Source organism: Rhizobium sp. GCM10022189, from assembly GCF_042656325.1.
Taxonomy (GTDB): Bacteria; Pseudomonadota; Alphaproteobacteria; order Rhizobiales; family Rhizobiaceae; genus Rhizobium.
The window spans coordinates 495,229-511,405 of sequence record NZ_JBHSOR010000049.1; the positions used below are offsets into that span (position 1 = coordinate 495,229).

The 16,177-nt window shown below is 61.0% G+C and carries 18 protein-coding genes; 6 read left to right on the forward strand and 12 right to left on the reverse strand.

Features of this window, described 5'->3' with window-relative positions; translation table 11 throughout:
- Positions 1 to 160: 160 nt before the first annotated feature.
- From ACFPWW_RS23500 to flgF, 3 genes are read right to left on the reverse strand one after another with little or no spacing between them, the layout of a single operon-like run.
- Entirely contained in the window at positions 161 to 703 is a 543-nt protein-coding gene (locus ACFPWW_RS23500; protein WP_112566768.1) for a flagellar protein, read from the reverse strand.
- 2 nt (positions 704 to 705) lie between these two features.
- Entirely contained in the window at positions 706 to 2,106 is a 1,401-nt protein-coding gene (gene fliI, locus ACFPWW_RS23505; protein WP_113413088.1) for a flagellar protein export ATPase FliI, read from the reverse strand.
- Between the two features lie 15 nt (positions 2,107 to 2,121).
- Positions 2,122 to 2,856, reverse strand: coding sequence for a flagellar basal-body rod protein FlgF (gene flgF, locus ACFPWW_RS23510; RefSeq protein ID WP_112566774.1), 735 nt, complete (start codon positions 2,854 to 2,856; stop codon positions 2,122 to 2,124).
- 249 nt (positions 2,857 to 3,105) lie between these two features.
- Here flgF and motA point away from each other — a divergent pair, with 249 nt between their 5' ends.
- From motA to ACFPWW_RS23540, 6 genes are all read left to right on the forward strand, one after another.
- On the forward strand, positions 3,106 to 3,978 hold the full coding sequence (gene motA / locus ACFPWW_RS23515) for a flagellar motor stator protein MotA (protein WP_112566777.1): 873 nt from the start codon (positions 3,106 to 3,108) through the stop codon (positions 3,976 to 3,978).
- Positions 3,979 to 4,926, forward strand: a complete 948-nt coding sequence (locus tag ACFPWW_RS23520; RefSeq protein WP_112566780.1) for a FliM/FliN family flagellar motor switch protein — start codon at positions 3,979 to 3,981, stop codon at positions 4,924 to 4,926.
- Positions 4,927 to 4,992: 66 nt separating this feature from the next.
- Positions 4,993 to 5,619, forward strand: coding sequence for a flagellar motor switch protein FliN (gene fliN, locus ACFPWW_RS23525; RefSeq protein WP_112566782.1), 627 nt, complete (start codon positions 4,993 to 4,995; stop codon positions 5,617 to 5,619).
- A gap of 28 nt (positions 5,620 to 5,647) precedes the next feature.
- A complete protein-coding gene (fliG, locus tag ACFPWW_RS23530; protein ID WP_112566785.1) occupies positions 5,648 to 6,685 on the forward strand; it encodes a flagellar motor switch protein FliG in 1,038 nt (345 codons plus the stop codon).
- A 131-nt stretch (positions 6,686 to 6,816) separates the two neighbouring features.
- Positions 6,817 to 7,896: a flagellar biosynthesis protein FlhB gene (flhB, locus tag ACFPWW_RS23535; protein ID WP_112566788.1), complete on the forward strand. Its 1,080-nt coding sequence runs from the start codon at positions 6,817 to 6,819 to the stop codon at positions 7,894 to 7,896.
- Positions 7,897 to 7,901: 5 nt separating this feature from the next.
- Entirely contained in the window at positions 7,902 to 8,342 is a 441-nt protein-coding gene (locus ACFPWW_RS23540) for a hypothetical protein (protein WP_112753745.1), read from the forward strand.
- A 150-nt stretch (positions 8,343 to 8,492) separates the two neighbouring features.
- Here ACFPWW_RS23540 and visR read toward each other — a convergent pair whose 3' ends face one another.
- The 9 genes from visR to ACFPWW_RS23585 form a co-directional block, all read right to left on the reverse strand.
- Complete coding sequence (gene visR / locus ACFPWW_RS23545; RefSeq protein WP_112566794.1) at positions 8,493 to 9,239, reverse strand: transcriptional regulator VisR; 747 nt, start codon at positions 9,237 to 9,239, stop codon at positions 8,493 to 8,495.
- Between the two features lie 8 nt (positions 9,240 to 9,247).
- The gene (gene visN / locus ACFPWW_RS23550; RefSeq protein WP_112566797.1) at positions 9,248 to 9,994 is read right to left on the reverse strand and encodes a transcriptional regulator VisN; all 747 of its coding nucleotides are present in this window, start codon (positions 9,992 to 9,994) and stop codon (positions 9,248 to 9,250) included.
- Between the two features lie 601 nt (positions 9,995 to 10,595).
- On the reverse strand, positions 10,596 to 12,293 hold the full coding sequence (fliF, locus tag ACFPWW_RS23555; RefSeq protein WP_377313399.1) for a flagellar basal-body MS-ring/collar protein FliF: 1,698 nt from the start codon (positions 12,291 to 12,293) through the stop codon (positions 10,596 to 10,598).
- A 114-nt stretch (positions 12,294 to 12,407) separates the two neighbouring features.
- Positions 12,408 to 12,797 carry a chemotaxis protein CheT gene (gene cheT, locus ACFPWW_RS23560; RefSeq protein WP_112566803.1) on the reverse strand — a complete coding sequence of 130 codons (390 nt, stop codon included), beginning with the start codon at positions 12,795 to 12,797 and terminating at the stop codon, positions 12,408 to 12,410.
- Positions 12,798 to 12,813: 16 nt separating this feature from the next.
- Positions 12,814 to 13,368, reverse strand: coding sequence for a chemoreceptor glutamine deamidase CheD (cheD, locus tag ACFPWW_RS23565; protein WP_112566807.1), 555 nt, complete (start codon positions 13,366 to 13,368; stop codon positions 12,814 to 12,816).
- Positions 13,365 to 13,754, reverse strand: coding sequence for a response regulator (locus ACFPWW_RS23570; protein ID WP_007816129.1), 390 nt, complete (start codon positions 13,752 to 13,754; stop codon positions 13,365 to 13,367). The genes cheD and ACFPWW_RS23570 overlap by 4 nt, the downstream gene beginning before the upstream one ends.
- Complete coding sequence (gene cheB / locus ACFPWW_RS23575; RefSeq protein ID WP_112566810.1) at positions 13,754 to 14,803, reverse strand: protein-glutamate O-methylesterase CheB; 1,050 nt, start codon at positions 14,801 to 14,803, stop codon at positions 13,754 to 13,756. The genes ACFPWW_RS23570 and cheB overlap by 1 nt, the downstream gene beginning before the upstream one ends.
- On the reverse strand, positions 14,800 to 15,711 hold the full coding sequence (cheR, locus tag ACFPWW_RS23580) for a protein-glutamate O-methyltransferase CheR (RefSeq protein ID WP_112566813.1): 912 nt from the start codon (positions 15,709 to 15,711) through the stop codon (positions 14,800 to 14,802). The genes cheB and cheR overlap by 4 nt, the downstream gene beginning before the upstream one ends.
- Positions 15,708 to 16,175: a chemotaxis protein CheW gene (locus ACFPWW_RS23585; RefSeq protein WP_112566816.1), complete on the reverse strand. Its 468-nt coding sequence runs from the start codon at positions 16,173 to 16,175 to the stop codon at positions 15,708 to 15,710. Before ACFPWW_RS23585 ends, cheR begins: the two co-directional genes overlap by 4 nt.
- Positions 16,176 to 16,177 lie beyond the last annotated feature (2 nt).

Genomic DNA, 16,177 nt, shown 5'->3' on the forward strand with positions numbered 1-16,177 from the left:
CGTTTTTACTAGGCCGAACCTAGGGCGGTAATCTTGCGTGGGACTTACGGTAAACGCTGGCTTTACAGCCAATTCTCAGGGGTTACTTACACACACTGACCAACCGCCGCCCGGCCGGTTTTCCGGCTGGACCTCGCAGCGATTCGTCGTTTCGCCTGAACTAGTTGTTCTGGTAGACCTCACCCTTGGACGTGACGATCACCCACTTGCCGTCGCGCTGTTCCAAAGTGGCAAGACGGCTTTCGTCAGGCAGGATCGAGCCGACGCGCACGACGTACATGCCCGAAGGATCCTCGATGAGCGCCCGGCCGTTGGCCACGTGCAGCAGACGGAAAGAGCCCTTGCCGGGGAAAGGCTGATCCTCCATCGAGGCGTCGCCGTTGCGTTCCTTGCCGAGCTCGGACACGGTTGCCGTCGTCATGTTGTCGATCGGCGGGACTTTCTTGGCCTCGTCGTTCTTGTTGACCATGGCGAGCGGCGAAACGCTGAAGACGTTGCGCGCCGGCCAGTCCGGCAATTCGCGCGAGGTATTGCTGTCGGCGACGTTGATGCCGAACTTGTCCTCGTTGAAGAAGACATACCAGGGGAAGAAGGCGGAAGCGCCGGCAAGCGCCAGCCCCAAAAAGGTCAGTGCGCGGTCGAGCAGCACGCCCTTGTCGCGCTCTTTCAGCGCGGCAATCCGTTCGTCTTCGAAATCGGCCATGCTCAGGCCCTCCTTTGAATAGGCGCACTCGGAGTGGGTACGCCGGCGGCGGCCTTGAGAGCGCCGGCAAGATCGGCGAAGGCATCGAGCGATTCGCGGTCTCCCGGAGACTGTTTCAGGACGTCATAGATGATCGGCACCTGCTTGACCGCCATGTCGAGATCGGGATCGGCGCCTGGGCGATAGCCGCCGATCAAGCGCAGGTCGCGGGTTTCCTCGAAGCGGTGGATGAGCACCTTGAGGCGGGAAACCAGCTTCTCCTGGTCCGGGGTCCAGGCCTTGCGGGCAAGACGCGAAATGGATGCAAGCGGATCGATCGGCGGGTAGCGCCCCTCCTCCGCCAGGCTGCGCTGCAGGACGATGTGACCGTCCAGAATGCCGCGCGTGGAGTCGGCGATCGGGTCGTTGTGATTGTCGCCATCGACGAGGATGGAGATGATCGCGGTGATGGTGCCGGCGCCTTCCGGACCGGGACCGGCGCGTTCCAGAAGACGCGGCAGCTCGGTGAAGACGGAGGCCGGATAGCCGCGGGCGATCGGCGGCTCGCCGGAAGCGGTCGCCACTTCGCGAATCGCATGCGCGAAACGCGTGACGCTGTCGACGATGAAGAGAACGTTTTCGCCCTTGTCGCGGAAATGCTCGGCGATCGTCACCGCCGTCAGCGGCGCCATCTTGCGCAGCATCGGGCTCTCGTCGCTGGTGGCAACGACGGCAATCGCCTTCCTCATATTGCTGCCGAGCGTATCTTCGATGAATTCGCGCACTTCGCGGCCGCGTTCTCCGACCAGCGCGATGACCACCTTGTCGAAGGCGTCGGCACGGGCGAGCATCGACAGCAGCGTCGACTTGCCGACGCCGGAGCCGGCGAAAATGCCGAGACGCTGGCCGAGGCAAAGCGGGGAGAAAATATCGATCGCGCGCACGCCGGTCTTGAACCCGTTTTCGACGCGCTGGCGTGTCATCGAAGGCGGCGCGGTGGTCGAAATCGACCGGCGGTCCTGGCCTTCGGCGATCGGGCCTAGCCCGTCGATCGGCTCGCAGAGGGAATTGATGGTGCGGCCGCACCAGCTGTCCGACGGCGAGATGCGGAAGGCTCCCTTGCGGATCACGATATCATGGATGCCGATCGGCTCGCCCGGTTCGATCGGGCAGACATAGACGAGATCCGGTTCCACCCTGACGACTTCGCCGAGATGGACACCGGTCGCGGATTTGTGCGCCACGAATTCGCCGAGGCGCACATGCCGGGAAAGGCCGCGCACGGTGTAGTGACCGGCAGCGATCGTGTGCACGCGGCCACCGTGCGTGACCGAATATTCCGGGGAAGTGTATCGTTTCGCAAGGTCGCCGAGATGCGTCAGCTTCGGTGAAAGCGCATCCTCGGCCAGCAGGGTGGCGTTCATGGTTCACACCCTTGCCTAGCGGCTGCCGCCCAGCGTCTGAACCGCTTCCTTGAACGAATCCTCGCTGTCGCGCATCAGCGAGGAGACGCTGTCGAAGGCGCGGTTTACCTCGATCAGCTGCGTCATCTCGTGCATCGCGTTGACGTTGGAATTTTCGAGATAGCCCTGCTCGACGCCGATATCGAAGCGGTCGACGACGGCGCGCGGCTGGTCGGTCGGCATGATGCCGCTGTTTTCGTAGCGCAGATAACCCTTGCTGATATCGGCTTCGAAGAGGCCGAGCGAGCCGACCTGGCGGTCGTTCTGATAGATGATGCCGTCCGTGCCGACCGACGGTTCGCCGGCGGAGGTGTCGAGCACGATCGGCGCGCCGCCCGCATCGAGAACCGGATAGCCGCGGATGGAGACAAGCTCGCCGGTCTCGCGCATGGTGAAACGGCCGTCCTTGGTCAGGACGCGGCCGGCGGGCGTATCGAGGGAGAACCAGGCATCGCCCTTGATGGCGAAATCGAGCATGTTGCCGGTGTGCTGCAATTCACCGTGTGTGCCGTCCAGATAGTCATTGCCCTGGGAGACGAAGGCGACGCTGGTGTTCGTCTTGTTCTTGTTGTTGGCCACCATCTCGTCGAACTTTACCTCGGTGCCGCGAAAGCCGGTCGTGTTCACGTTGGCCATGTTGTCGGCGATTGTCGTCAGGCGTTTTTCGAGGGCCATCTGCGACGACAGGGAAACGTAAAGACCGGATTGCATGTCGGTAAGCTCCACATTGGCAATGAACGGAACGAAACACCGGGCTCCTTTTCGTTCGGCCACGGGTTCCGCTGAGCGGCATCTCAGACATGGGCGCGCATAGGCCCACTCGTCACGTTCAATGTGAGGGCAAATCCTTGCGCGAAGCTGGCAGCGCAAATGAATTCGCAAAAGCCACTTTCATCAGCCTCACGCAAGGCACAAACCCTATCCGTCGCAAAGAAAAGCAACGTTCAGATTGGGCTGACGATGAATATTATTATCGGATTTGTAGTTGTCTGCGGCTGTATCGTCGGAAGCTTCATGGCGATGGGCGGCGAAGTCGATGCTCTTTTTCAGCCCTTCGAATTCCTGATCATCGGCGGCGCCGGCATCGGCAGCTTCATCATGGCGAACCCCATGAAGGTGGTAAAGGACTCCGGCAAGGCGCTTGGCGAGGCCTTCAAGCACTCGGTTCCCAAGGAACGCAACTACCTCGATACGCTCGGCGTGCTTTATTCGCTGATGCGCGACCTGCGTACGAAATCGCGCAACGAAATCGAAGCGCATATCGACAACCCGGCCGAATCGACGATCTTCCAGCAGGCTCCGACGGTTCTGAAGAACAAGGAACTGACGGCCTTCATCTGCGACTACGTGCGCCTCATCATCATCGGCAACGCCCGCTCGCACGAGATCGAGGCGCTGATGGACGAAGAGATCAACACCATCCTGCACGACAAGATGAAGCCCTACCACGCGATCCAGATCATGGGTGATTCGTTCCCCGCCATCGGTATCGTCGCGGCGGTTCTCGGCGTCATCAAGGCCATGGCGCACATTAACGACTCGCCGGAAGTGCTCGGCCATCTCATCGGCTCGGCCCTCGTCGGCACATTCCTCGGCATTCTGCTTTCCTACTGCGTCTGCTCGCCGCTCGTCTCGCAGATCAAGGTCGTCCGCTCCAAGCAGCACCGCCTCTACGTCGTCGTCAAGCAGACCCTGCTTGCCTACATGAACGGCTCAGTGCCGCAGGTCGCCCTCGAATACGGCCGCAAGACGATCTCGGCCTATGAACGCCCGTCGATCGACGCAGTGGAACAGGAAATGATGAACCCAGGTGGCGAAAACAAGGCAGCTTAAATGACTATGAGCAATGCTTCGCATGACAACCAGACAATGGATCCCGTCCTTCTTGCCAAACTGACCGGCGGTCTGGGCGACAAGGGCAGGGTTGCCAAGCTCTGCAGCTCCTTCGGCGATATCTACAGCGAATTCCTTCCCGATGTCCTGAAGAGCGAAACCGGCCTCGACGTGACGGTCGGCTATCTCGGCTGCGAGATCGGCTACAAGAATCATCTGGTCGACGATCTCAGCACCAACATGACGCTGGTCGACGCGACGCTGCGCAACTGGTCCCAGAACATCACGATCGGCTGCGGCAACGGTTTCATCATCGCGCTGATGGAACATCTGCTTGGCGCGACCGCCGATACGATCGAGGAGCCGGCCGACCGGCTTCTCTCCGTTATCGAGCTCGATCTCGCCAGCATGGTGTTCGACAAGATTTCCAAGGTGCTTCGCTCGGCCGTCAACGCGCCAGGCGGTTTCGAGCCCAGCCTGTCGGCCCCCTTCGCACTCGAGGCACGCATCCGTCCGCCGGAAGACCGTCCGGACGAGTTCGCGGCCGCGATCAACATGTCGATCACGCTTGCCGGCATCGTTTCCGAATTCTGCCTGATCGTTCCCCAGGCGGCACTGCTCAAGACCAAGGTTTCTCCGCCGAAGCCGAAGAAGCAGCCGGCCAAATCGCCGGAATGGACGGAGCAGATCGGCGACCAGGTTCGCCGCTCGCAGGTAACGCTCGAAGCGAAGATCCGCCTGCAGGACCTGACGCTCAGGACGATTTCCAAACTGATGGCCGGCGACGTCATTCCCTTCCGCGACAGCGGCGACGTGCGCGTCGAAGTCAGCGCCAACAGCCGGGAATTGTATGTGTGCGAGTTCGGGCGTTCAGGCGACAACTACATGGTGCGCGTGAAAGACACCATGAATTCGGATGATGAGCTGATCCGGCACTTAATGAATTAATCGGTTCTCTCGCTTTCACGGCCGCAAAGGCAGTTTGAGGCAAGTTTCAACTGGAATAGTGATTTCATGGCTACGAAGAAGACACAGCAGAACAGTGACCTCTCCCTGGACATGCCGGGCAGCGAAGCCGATCTGGATCAGGCGATCGACGATCTGCGCGGCGTGCTGAAGAAGGATTCGGACAGCGACCTTTCGCAGTTCGGCGGCGACTTCCAGACCGATGCTTTCGCAGCAGGAACGGACCTTTCGCCGTTCGGCGGCGATGCCGGCGAAACGTCCTTCGGCGGCGCCGATTTCGCAGGCAGCGATTTCGGTGGCGGCGATTTCGGTGGCAATGCTGCGGGCATGGCGGCCGCGAGCGCTGCCAGCCCGAGCGCCGCGCCGAGCTTCGGCGGCAACGCCTTCCAGTCCGCCCCGGCACCGCTCGGCAGCGCGCTGAACTCGAACTTCGACCTGATCATGGATATTCCTATCGATGTCCAGATCATGCTCGGAACGAGCCGCATGCAGGTTTCCGGGCTGATGAACCTCACCGAGGGCGCCACCATCGCGCTCGACAAGAAGATCGGCGAGCCGGTCGAAATAATGGTGAACGGCCGCAAGATTGCACGCGGCGAGATTACGGTTCTTGATAATGACGACACGCGATTCGGTGTAAAACTGATAGAAGTTTTGAGCACGAAAAAAGCCTGATCCCTGTGTGGGACGGAGAGGTTAGACCATGATGGACTTTGACGATTTCGGCGGCGCACTTGCCGGGAAACCGTTGACCCAGGCTGAAAAGGCGGCGGCTGTTCTTCTCGCTATGGGAAAGGGCGTCGCCGGCCGATTGCTGAAATATTTCACGCAGGCCGAGTTGCAGACCATTATCGCATCCGCCCAGGCGCTTCGCGCCATCCCGCCGGACGAGCTGCTGCAGCTCGTCGGCGAATTCGAAGATCTCTTCACCGAAGGCGCGGGTCTGATGGACAACGCCAAGGCGATCGAGGCCATCCTTGAAGAAGGCCTGACGCCTGACGAAGTCGACAGCCTGCTTGGCCGCCGCACCGCCTTCCAGGCCTACGAGACATCCATCTGGGACCGTCTGGCCGAGGCCGAACCGGCTTTCGTCGCCCAGTTCCTGCTGCGCGAACATCCGCAGACCGTCGCCTATATCCTGTCCATGATGCCTTCCTCCTTCGGAGCGAAGGTGCTGCTGCAGCTTCCCGACAACCGCCGCGCCGATATCATGAACCGTACGGTCAATATGAAGGGCGTCAGCCCGAAGGCCGCACAGATCATCGAAAACCAGGTGATGACGCTGCTTGCCGAGATCGACGCGGAACGCAACGCATCGGGCTCGACCAAGGTCGCAGACCTGATGAACGAAATGGACAAGCCGCAGGTCGACACACTGCTGACCTCGCTCGAATCGATCAGCCGCGAAGCGGTCAACAAGGTGCGTCCGAAGATCTTCCTCTTCGAGGATATCATGTTCATGCCGCAGCGCAGCCGCGTCATGCTGCTCAACGACATTTCGGCCGACGTTCTTACCGTCGCGCTGCGCGGCGCATCGGCCGAAATCCGCGAAGCGGTCCTTTCCTCCATCAGCCCGCGCCAGCGCCGCATGATCGAATCGGATCTGCAGAGCGGCATGGCTGGCGTCAACCCGCGCGAGATCGCGATTGCGCGCCGCGCCGTCGCGCAGGAAGCGATTCGCCTGGCCAATGGCGGCCAGATCGAACTCAAGGAAAAGGAAGGCGGCCCGGCGGCGGCCTGATCCATCGCAGCTGTTGACAATTCGGCTGACCCTCAAGGCAGCGGTTGATCGGCACTGCGCACACGTCTACCGTTCTTGGAAACAGGCCGCGCCGCAGCAGCGGCCTTTTTCTTTGACGGAGGGCCACGCATTTGGCCGATGAGGACAAGGACAGCAAAACAGAAGCCCCTACCGCGAAAAAGCGGTCTGATGCTGCCGAAAAAGGGAATACCCCCCACTCGCGCGAAATCTCCATCTTCGCGACCATTCTGGCGACCTTCGTCTACCTCGTCTTCTTCCTGCCCAGCGCAACGTCACACATGGCCGAGACCCTGCGCGACGTCTTCGAGCAGCCGGACCAGTGGAAAATCGAGACCGGGCCTGACGTCATCTCGCTCTTTGCCAAGCTCGGCTGGGCGGTGGCCGCGCTTCTTGCCCCCGCCTTCATCATGTTCATGGTCTTCGGCATCGCCTCGTCGGTCTTTCAGAACCTGCCGACGCCGGTGCTCGAACGCATCCGTCCGCAGGCGTCGCGTATTTCGCCGATCAAGGGATGGTCGCGGCTCTTCAGCCTTCAGGGCCTCGTCGAATTCGGCAAATCGCTGTTCAAGGTCGTCGTCGTCGGGGTGATTCTCTTCTTCGTGCTCAGAAGCGAATATTTCGGCTCGATCGACGCGATGTTCTCCGATCCGCAGACGATCATGGTGCGCATGATGACGGCGATGCGCAAGATCATCATCGTCATGCTGATTGCCACCGCCATCGTCGCCATCGCCGACGTCTTCTGGACGCGCTATCACTGGTTCACCGAACTGAAGATGACGAAGCACGAGGTGAAGGAAGAAAACAAGCAGTCGCAGGGCGACCCCTTCGTCAAGAGCAGACAGCGCTCCGTCATGCGCGACCGCGCCCGCCGGCGCATGATCGCCAGCGTCCAGCGCGCCACCCTCGTCATCGCCAACCCGACGCACTATGCCGTGGCGCTGCGCTACGTGCGCGAGGAAAACGACGCGCCGGTCGTGCTTGCCAAGGGGCAGGATCTGATTGCGTTGAAAATCAGAGAGATCGCCGAAGAGAACAACATCCCCGTGTTCGAGGATCCGCCTCTCGCACGCTCCATGTTTGCGCAAGTCTCGGTGGATAGTGTCATACCGTCAGTCTTCTATAAGGCCGTCGCGGAACTCATTCATCGGGTTTACGCCGCGGAGGCCAAGAACAAACGGGTAAGATAAGTCGAATGAAAAAATGCCCCTACTCTGCCCAGCGTGAAAAAATCCTTGCAGAAGCGATCAGCCCGGTCGCAACCGAGCTCAGGCTTCTGGACGCATCCGATCTCATTTCTCTGCTGCGTTTCGAGTATTACGGCAATCTCGCCGATCTCGTCGCTTCCGCGGCGGAACTGTTTTTCCACCCCGGTACTGTCAACTTCGGCCTGGGGGGAAGTTATACGCTGGAATGGGGTGGCAAGCCCGAAGTTGTGCTCGATCTTGAAATCAAGCCGCGCGGCGTGACCGTCTATGCGCAGTTGACGCTGGCCGAAGACCATGCCGGCATCGAGATCAATCATATTTCCTTCCAGAACGCCTCCAGCGATCCGGACGTAAACACGGCTTTCCTGGAAAGAAGCCTGCGCGAAGCGCGCTATATCGTGGCCAGGCCCCAGGCGCTCGCCAGCTGAAGCATTTTTCGCTGCGGATTGTCAGGCCCGGCCCGCAAGGCGCCGGGCCTTGCCGTTTGCAGAGCCCTTCCGCCTTCCTCGATACAGGAAACGCTTCGGCCTTCACACAATTCCGGGCACAAACCGCGGCCCGCTTTCGCCGGGATTGTTCTAGCTGATGTAGCCCAGGCGAATCGCCTTGGCGATCGCCTGGATTCGGTTGACCGAATCGAGCTTGATGGTCGCCGAGCCGAGATAGGCGTTCACCGTATGAACGGACAGGCCGAGCTTGTCGGCGATTTCTTCGCTGATACGGCCGTCGCCGGCAAGCTGAAGGCAGGCGATCTCCCGCTCGCTCAGGGCTTCGGTCGCCGCCGCACGCCGTTCGTCCAGCGACAGAAGGTCCATCATGACATTGCAGCAGCGGCCGTGCAGCTCGATGATCGTATCGCTCTGCGGATCGAGATCGTCGCCGGTGAAGAGCACGAAGCCGTTGCCGATGGCGCCGAGGCGCACCGGGAAGGCAAGACCCGAGAAAGGCACCACGCCGTCCCTCAGCCTGACCATGAAAGGCGAGAAATCGGCAGGACCCGGAGCCGCGCGATCATGGCTGCCGGCCCAGAACAAAGGCAGCAGGGAGCGGTCGATGTGGTCGAGCAGGGCCTCGCCATAGGCATCGACGAAGGCTTTGCCGAAACCGGCATTCGAGGGACCCCAGTTCTCCAGCTCGCAGATCAGGCGCTGTTTTGCCGGCACGCCGGAGCCGCTGACCCGGAAGACGGCGAAGCCTTGCGCATCGGCAAGCTTCTGCATGGCAATCAGGCGCGGGAAAAGGTCAGACCGGCTGGAAATCCTGTTCACACGGACCATCCGCATCTGGTCCGTATTGCCTATGGCCCTGCCTGGTTGGTGCCCCATGATTCCTCTCAGACGAGATTGTTGCGAACGGCGAAGGCTATCGCTTCGGAACGCGTCTTCGTTGCTGTCTTGCGCATCACGCTGGTGATGTAGTTGTTGATCGTATTGCGGGAGATGCCGAGGATCATGGCGATCTCGTCGCTCGTCTTGCCTTCGGCGATCCAGAAGAGGCATTCCAGCTCGCGGTCCGTCAGTTCGAAATCGCGATCGACCTTCGTGCCGCCGCAGCGAAGGAAACTTGCGAAATAGCCGGCAAGCAGCCCGACGTCGCGAAGGCGTTCCGGCGAAAGCACGAAGCCTTCCCTGAACAGGAACATCAGCGCCAGACGAGAGCGACCGACATTGAAGGTCAGCGAGCAATACTGCCGGCTCGCACCGTAGGGCAGTTCGGCGCCTTCGGGCAGGAGCGCGAAGCCCGGCTGCAGCACCTGCATGCACTTCTCGAATTCGGTCGAACGCGCGTAACCGGCAACCAGGTCGTTGGCGACGTCCTTCACCAGATCGAAAGGCCAGTCGGACGAGACGATGAAGTCCAGGCCGCTTTCCTGGATGAGGTCGCAGCGCGCCATCAGATAGTGCATGGCGCCGACATATTCGGTCAGCGCCCGCAGGCCGGCCTGCAATTTGCCGGTTTCGGCAATGACGCGAAGGCGATCAATCAGTTCATCGCGCGGCAGAAGATCCGGTACATTGGCGCCGACGAAGTTCGCCATCTGCTTCTCGCCTTTATTCGCCTGAAATATGTCCATATCCATTGGCAGTGACCTGCGGCTGAGAAACTGTCGATTCCCGCAAAAAAGTTCTGTTTTTGTGAAAGGGATTCAAACACATGCCCCACGCGAATCCCACTCCGAATCACTTAAGGGTAAGCCAACCATCGCAAATCACCATCTCCGACTTCTGGGGATTTACTTTTGCGGCCTTCCATGCGGTGATTCGATCACCACTCCACTCTCGCGAAGATATATGAAGCTAGGATGATTCTGGCCCTGGCCGCAATGTTCCTCGCCTTATGCGCGAGTGACCGCGAGCGGAATTATCGATGCGAATGACGTAATTATCACAGTTCCCGGAAGGGAATCGCCGCAACCGAATGCCCGGCGAAAGCAAATTTCAGACGCCTGAAAGCAACGCTCTTCTGTTTTACTGGAGACATACTTGAGCCTTTCGCCTTATGCAGGGCTTGAGCCTCGTTTGAGCGGCGCCATTCCGCCACCCTGCGACTTCTACATCGGCATTCTGTGCAATGGCGCAATCGGCCTGCTTGCGAACCGGCAATGCGTGCGGGTAACGTTGCCGTTACCGGCGGACCTTTCCACAGCTGAAATGAAAAAGGCCGGTTTCCCGGCCTTTTCATCATGCTGCTTCGTCGATGGCCCATTTCCTGAGGATCTTCGCGGCGCGCTCCTCGTTGATCTCCACCATGCGGGCAAGCTTGCGTTCCGGGCCTTCCTTGACGCGGCGGTTGAAGTTGCCGTCGTCGTCGCCGAGGCTGAGCAGATCCTCGGTGCTGTCGAAGCCGAAGTCGGAGCCGAAGCCGTCCATGAGCGCGCCGCCGGCGGCAGCACCCGCCGGTGCGAAGTCCGGCAGTTCCAGGCCGGCCGATTCCGGAGTTGCGTCGCCGAAGACCGCAGCGGAGGAGGATGCCGAGCCGTTGATGGTGCGCAGGAGAGGACGCACGCCCAGCCAGACCACCACGAAGGCGACCGCGACGAAGGCCAGCGAGTTGATGATGCCTGCGAGATTGCGGCTCAGCATATCCATGACATGGATGCCGTTGCTGGCGTCGTCGAGGAGCTGGTTCTCGAGGAAGTCCATCGCCGTGACCGTGACCACGTCGCCGCGGTTCGTATCGAGGCCGGCGGCCGAGGCGACGATGCTCTTCATCTCCGCCAGATAAGCGTCGATCTTGGCCTGGTCGGCCGGCTCGCCCACCATCTTGGCGATGCGGCCCTTGTTGACGACGACGGCGACGGAGAGCTTCTCCACGCGGTAGCTGTTGCGCGTCGTGGCCGTCGTCTTGCTGTTGATTTCGTAATTGGTCTGCTCTTCGCGCTTGTCGGACTTGTCCTCCGACTGCGGACCATTCGCGCCGCCGGAATCGGGGGCTGCCTGCGGAATGTTCTGCTCGACCGTCGTAGCGTTGTCGGACTGACGCTGCTGCGACTGGGCATTTTCCTTGGTGGAGCGAACCGAGCGTTCGACCTTGGATTCCGGATCGTAGACGGTTTCCTGGATCTGCTGGGCGTCAGTGTTCAGATTGGCCGTGACGCTGGAGCGGAAGTTGTCCATACCGAGGAAGGGTGCCAGCGCCTTGTCGATATTCGATTCGACTTCCTGCTGCACGTTCTGGACGATGCTGAGAGAGCGGTTCAGCGTGCTGTTGCTGGCTTCGTCGCCGGAAGCGAGAAGCTGGCCGGCCGAATCGAGAATCGTCACGTCATCGACGTCGAGCCCCGGCACGGCCGAGGCGACAAGGTGGCGGATCGAGGTGGCAGCGTTCCGCCCGGTCGCGGCGCTGGCGCGAATCATGACGGATGCCGTCGGCTTCTGTTCGGCCTTCCGGAAGTTGCCGACCTCGGGCATGACGATGTGGACGCGCGCGGCGGTGATGCCCGAGATCGACTGGATCGTGCGGGCGATTTCGCCTTCGAGGGCGCGCACCCGGGTCACTTCCTGCATGAAGGAGGTGAGGCCGAGCGAACCGACATTGTCGAAGAGTTCGTAGCCGGCATTGGCGCTGTTCGGCAGACCGCGTTCGGCAAGCAGCAGGCGGGCCTTGCCCGTCATGCCGGCCGGTACGGTGATGCTGGAGCCGTCCGACCCAACCTGGAAATCGATATTGCTTTCGGCGAGCGCCATGCTGATCTGGTTGAGATCTGGCGTCTCCAGGCCAACGTAGAGCGTTTCCTGGGCCGGTTTGTTGACGAAAATTGCCGCCGCCAGGATGATTGCGATGGAAGCGGCGCCGACCCCACCAAGGATCATCAAACGCGTCCGCCCAAGGGAACCAAAGTTCTTAAAGATCTGAACTAATTGATTTAACAGATTCATTCTGTTCTCGCACGATCCGTCAAAGACAAAGCAGGCTTATTGCCTCATTTGACGAATAGACGCCGAAACTTGTGCGAGCGTTTCGTTCGGCGCATGCAGGAATGAATTGCCGGATCAGAAGAAATCGAAGTCGCCGGCAGCCTTGCTGAGCGGCTGGGAATGGCCGTGACGGGTGCCGCCGCCGAGCGCCTTCTGCATTTCGGCAAGCTTGACGAGGCTAAGCGCGGTGGCGACGTCGATCGACCAGCTCTGCGGGATTTCACCGGTGATGGTGTCGATGAATTCGGCCAGACCGCGCGATTTCTGCACGGCAAGATCGATGCCCTGCATCACCTTCATGCTGTCGGGAGAGTTCAGGATTTCCGTGCCGCCCAGTTCGAGCAGCTGCGGTTCGATCCGTTCGATGAGGTAGGCGACGTCGTGAAGCTCGGAAACAATGCGCATCAATATGTCGCTCAGCGCCTCAACCGGCGACGGCGGCTCGATAATCGGTGTAAAAGTCATATAAAAATCCTCGCCATTAAAAGAATTCGATACTGGTTTCGGCGGGCTTCTGCGGAGCGGCGGGACGCTGTTCGAGAGCGACGGTTCGCTGCGTTTCGGCACCGGTCAGCGGGTATTGCCGGGCACGGCCGGAAACCGGCCAATATTCGATCTTGCGTCCATGCTCTCCGCCGGTGCTGGAGCCGACCACCGGAATGCCTTCATCCCGAAGGAACTGCACGGCGAAGGCCGCGTTCTGCTCGCCGACGTTCGAGAACGTCGAGATCGTCTTCGCGCCTCCGAATATCTTGGCCTCCAGCCGGTCGCGCCGGGCGCCCTGTTTCAGAAGGCCGTTGATCAGCAGTTCCATGAGATGCACGCCGTATCGCGTGGCATCGCCGCCGGTCATCGGGGTGTTGCCTGTCCCCGGCAGCAGGAAGTGGTTCATGCCGCCGACACCAGCGACGGGATCTCTGAGGCAGGCTGCCACGCACGAGCCAAGGATGGTCGTGAGCACCGCATCCGGATCGCTCAGGACCTTGTATTCACCCTGGATGATGTGTACGCGACGGGCCGTACCCTCAGTGATCATTTCAGGGCTCCAAACACGGCTTCGATAGCCGCTTTCATCTTTTCGATGGTGAAGGGCTTTGCCAGGACGTTGTTTGCCCCGAGCTGGGCAGCTTTCGTCACCAGCGCGCGGTCGCCCTGTGCGGTGAGGATGATGAATGCAGCCTTCTTGGTGTTGGGGTTGCTGCGAACGGCCTGCAGGAAGCCGATGCCATCCATCTTCGGCATGTTGAAGTCCGAGATCACGAGGTGGTGCGGCTGCTCCGCCATGATCTTCATACCCTGCTCGCCGTCACCGGCAGAGGTGATCTGCTTGAAGCCGAGCTGCGTCAGCGCGTCGCTGAGCAGCAGGCGGCTCGTAACCTGATCGTCAACGATCAGAACTTTGATTTTCTCCGCGATCGACATTATTCGGTCCCTTCCTTTCGGGCGGCTGTCATTTTCAGTATCTCTTCGCCGATAGCAGCAAGCGGGAGCTGCTGCTCAACTGCGCCAAGTTCGTAGGCAACTCTTGGCATTCCGTAAACAACGCAGGTTTTTTCGTTCTGGCCGAGCGTTCTGGCCCCTGCGTGTCGCATTTTTAACAGTCCGGCAGCCCCATCGCGACCCATACCGGTGAGGATCACCCCGACCGCATTGCGTCCGGCAAGCTCGGCAACCGAATCGAAGAGCACGTCGACCGACGGGCGATGGCCGTTGACCGGCCCCCGGTCGACCAGCCGGCAGCAGGGCGCCGATACGTTGGCGACCTGCAGATGACGTTCGCCGCCGGGCGCCAGATAGACCTTGCCGATCTCCAGACGCGCGCCGTCGGTCGCTTCTTCCACCACCGGCGCACACAGGCGGTTCAGCCGTTCGGCAAAGCTCTTGGTGAAGGTCGGCGGCATATGCTGGGTGATGACGGTCGGCGGGCAGTTCGCTGGGAACTTCTGCAGCACGGCGATCAGGGCCTCGACGCCGCCGGTCGACGAACCGATCGCCACGATCTTGCGGCCGACGCGGAAGTCGGCGACGGCGGGCGGCGGCGTGACGGCGGCGGGCTTGGCCGGCTGCCCGAAATTGCGCTGCGTGCGGGCGGCCGCCTTCACCTTCTCGACGAGGTCGCCGAAGGGGCGCGGTTCGCCCGGCTGCGGTTTGCCGACGCAATCGAAAGCGCCGATTTCGAGGGCTGCGAGCGTCGCCTCCGCGCCGCGATGCGTCATGGTCGAAACCATGATGACGGGCATGGGCCGCAGCCGCATGATCTTTTCGAGGAAATCGAGGCCGTTCATGTTCGGCATCTCGATATCGAGCGTGACGACGTCCGGGTTCAGCCGCTTGATCGCCTCGCGCGCCTCCAGGGCGTCGCCGGCCTGGCCGATGACGCTGACTTCGGGATCCGAACTCAGGACGGCCGAAATCAGGCCGCGCATGGTCGGCGAGTCGTCAACGACGAGAACTCTTGCCGGAGCGCTCATGCCTTCCTCCCGATGCCCTTGGTCGTATAGCGATAGGTGGTGATACCGACATTGTCGAAGACGTGCTTGGCCTCGCCCGAGACGCGCTCGGAGTGGCCGATATAGAGATAACCGCCCTCCGGCAGCAGGCCGGCGAAGCGCTGCCAGATCTTCATCTGCGTCGGCTCGTCGAAATAGATGACGACGTTGCGACAGAAGATGACGTCGAACTTGCCCTTGAAGGGCCATTGCGCCATCAGGTTCAGCTCGTTGTAGGTGATCAGGCGCTTCACGCGGTCGTCGACCTGGAACTTGCGGCGTCCCTGCATCTCGACTTCGGTAAACCATTGCTTACGCATGGCAGGCGAGACGGTCTCCAGCGCGTTTTCGTCATAGGCGCCGGTGCGGGCGATCGCGAGGATCTTCGGATCGATGTCGGTTGCGAGAATCTTGAAGTCGTAGTCGGCGATGTTCGGCATCATCGACAGAACGGTCAGCGCGATCGAATAGGGCTCCTGCCCGTCCGAGGACGCAGCCGACCAGATCCGCACGCGGCCGCCGGCGCGCGCCCGGTTCAGGAGATCGGGCAGAACATGGTCGCGCAGGTGCTCGAAATGGTGGTTTTCGCGGAAGAAGCGCGTGAAGTTCGTCGTCAGGTGCGACAGCATCTCGCGCCGGGCGGCGGCGCCTGCCGGCGAGGCAACGAGATCGCAATATTCGCGAAATCCCGAAAGGCCGAGATTGCGGATGTGTTTCGACAGGCGCGAGTAGACCAGCGAGGCCTTCGTCTCGTTCAGATAGATCCCTGCATCCGAATAGATCATTGCAGCGATTTCCGAGAGGTCGCGGCGCGTCAGCGGATATTCGCCGCTCGCCAGAACCTCGTCGGCACCGGGCTGCCTCTGATCTTTTAGGCCAAGTGCATTCATGCGGCTTCGCTTTCGGTCTCGGGGAACAGGGCTTCAAGTTCGATCAGGCAGATCATTCGCTTCTCGATCGAGAGGATGCCGCGGGCGAACTGACGCTGAAGGTCGGAGGACACTTCGGGCGTCGGCTGGATGTCCGCGTCGGTGACGGTCAGAATGTCGGAAACCGCATCGACCAGCAGGCCCACCGTCTTGCGGCGGACCTGGGCGACGATGATGACGTGACGCGCGGTCGGATCGACCGGCTTCATGCCGAGCCGGGCCGACAGGTCGATGATCGGCAGCACCGCACCACGCAGGTTGATGACGCCGATCATATAGGACGGCGAGTGCGGCATCGCGGTCGCCGGGGTCCAGCCCCGGATTTCGCGGACCGCCATGATGTTCACGCAGAATTCCTGATCGCCGATGCGAAATGCGATAAGCTCGTTTCCGCCCAGGGTCAGATTTTTTGCCGTGTACGACATCG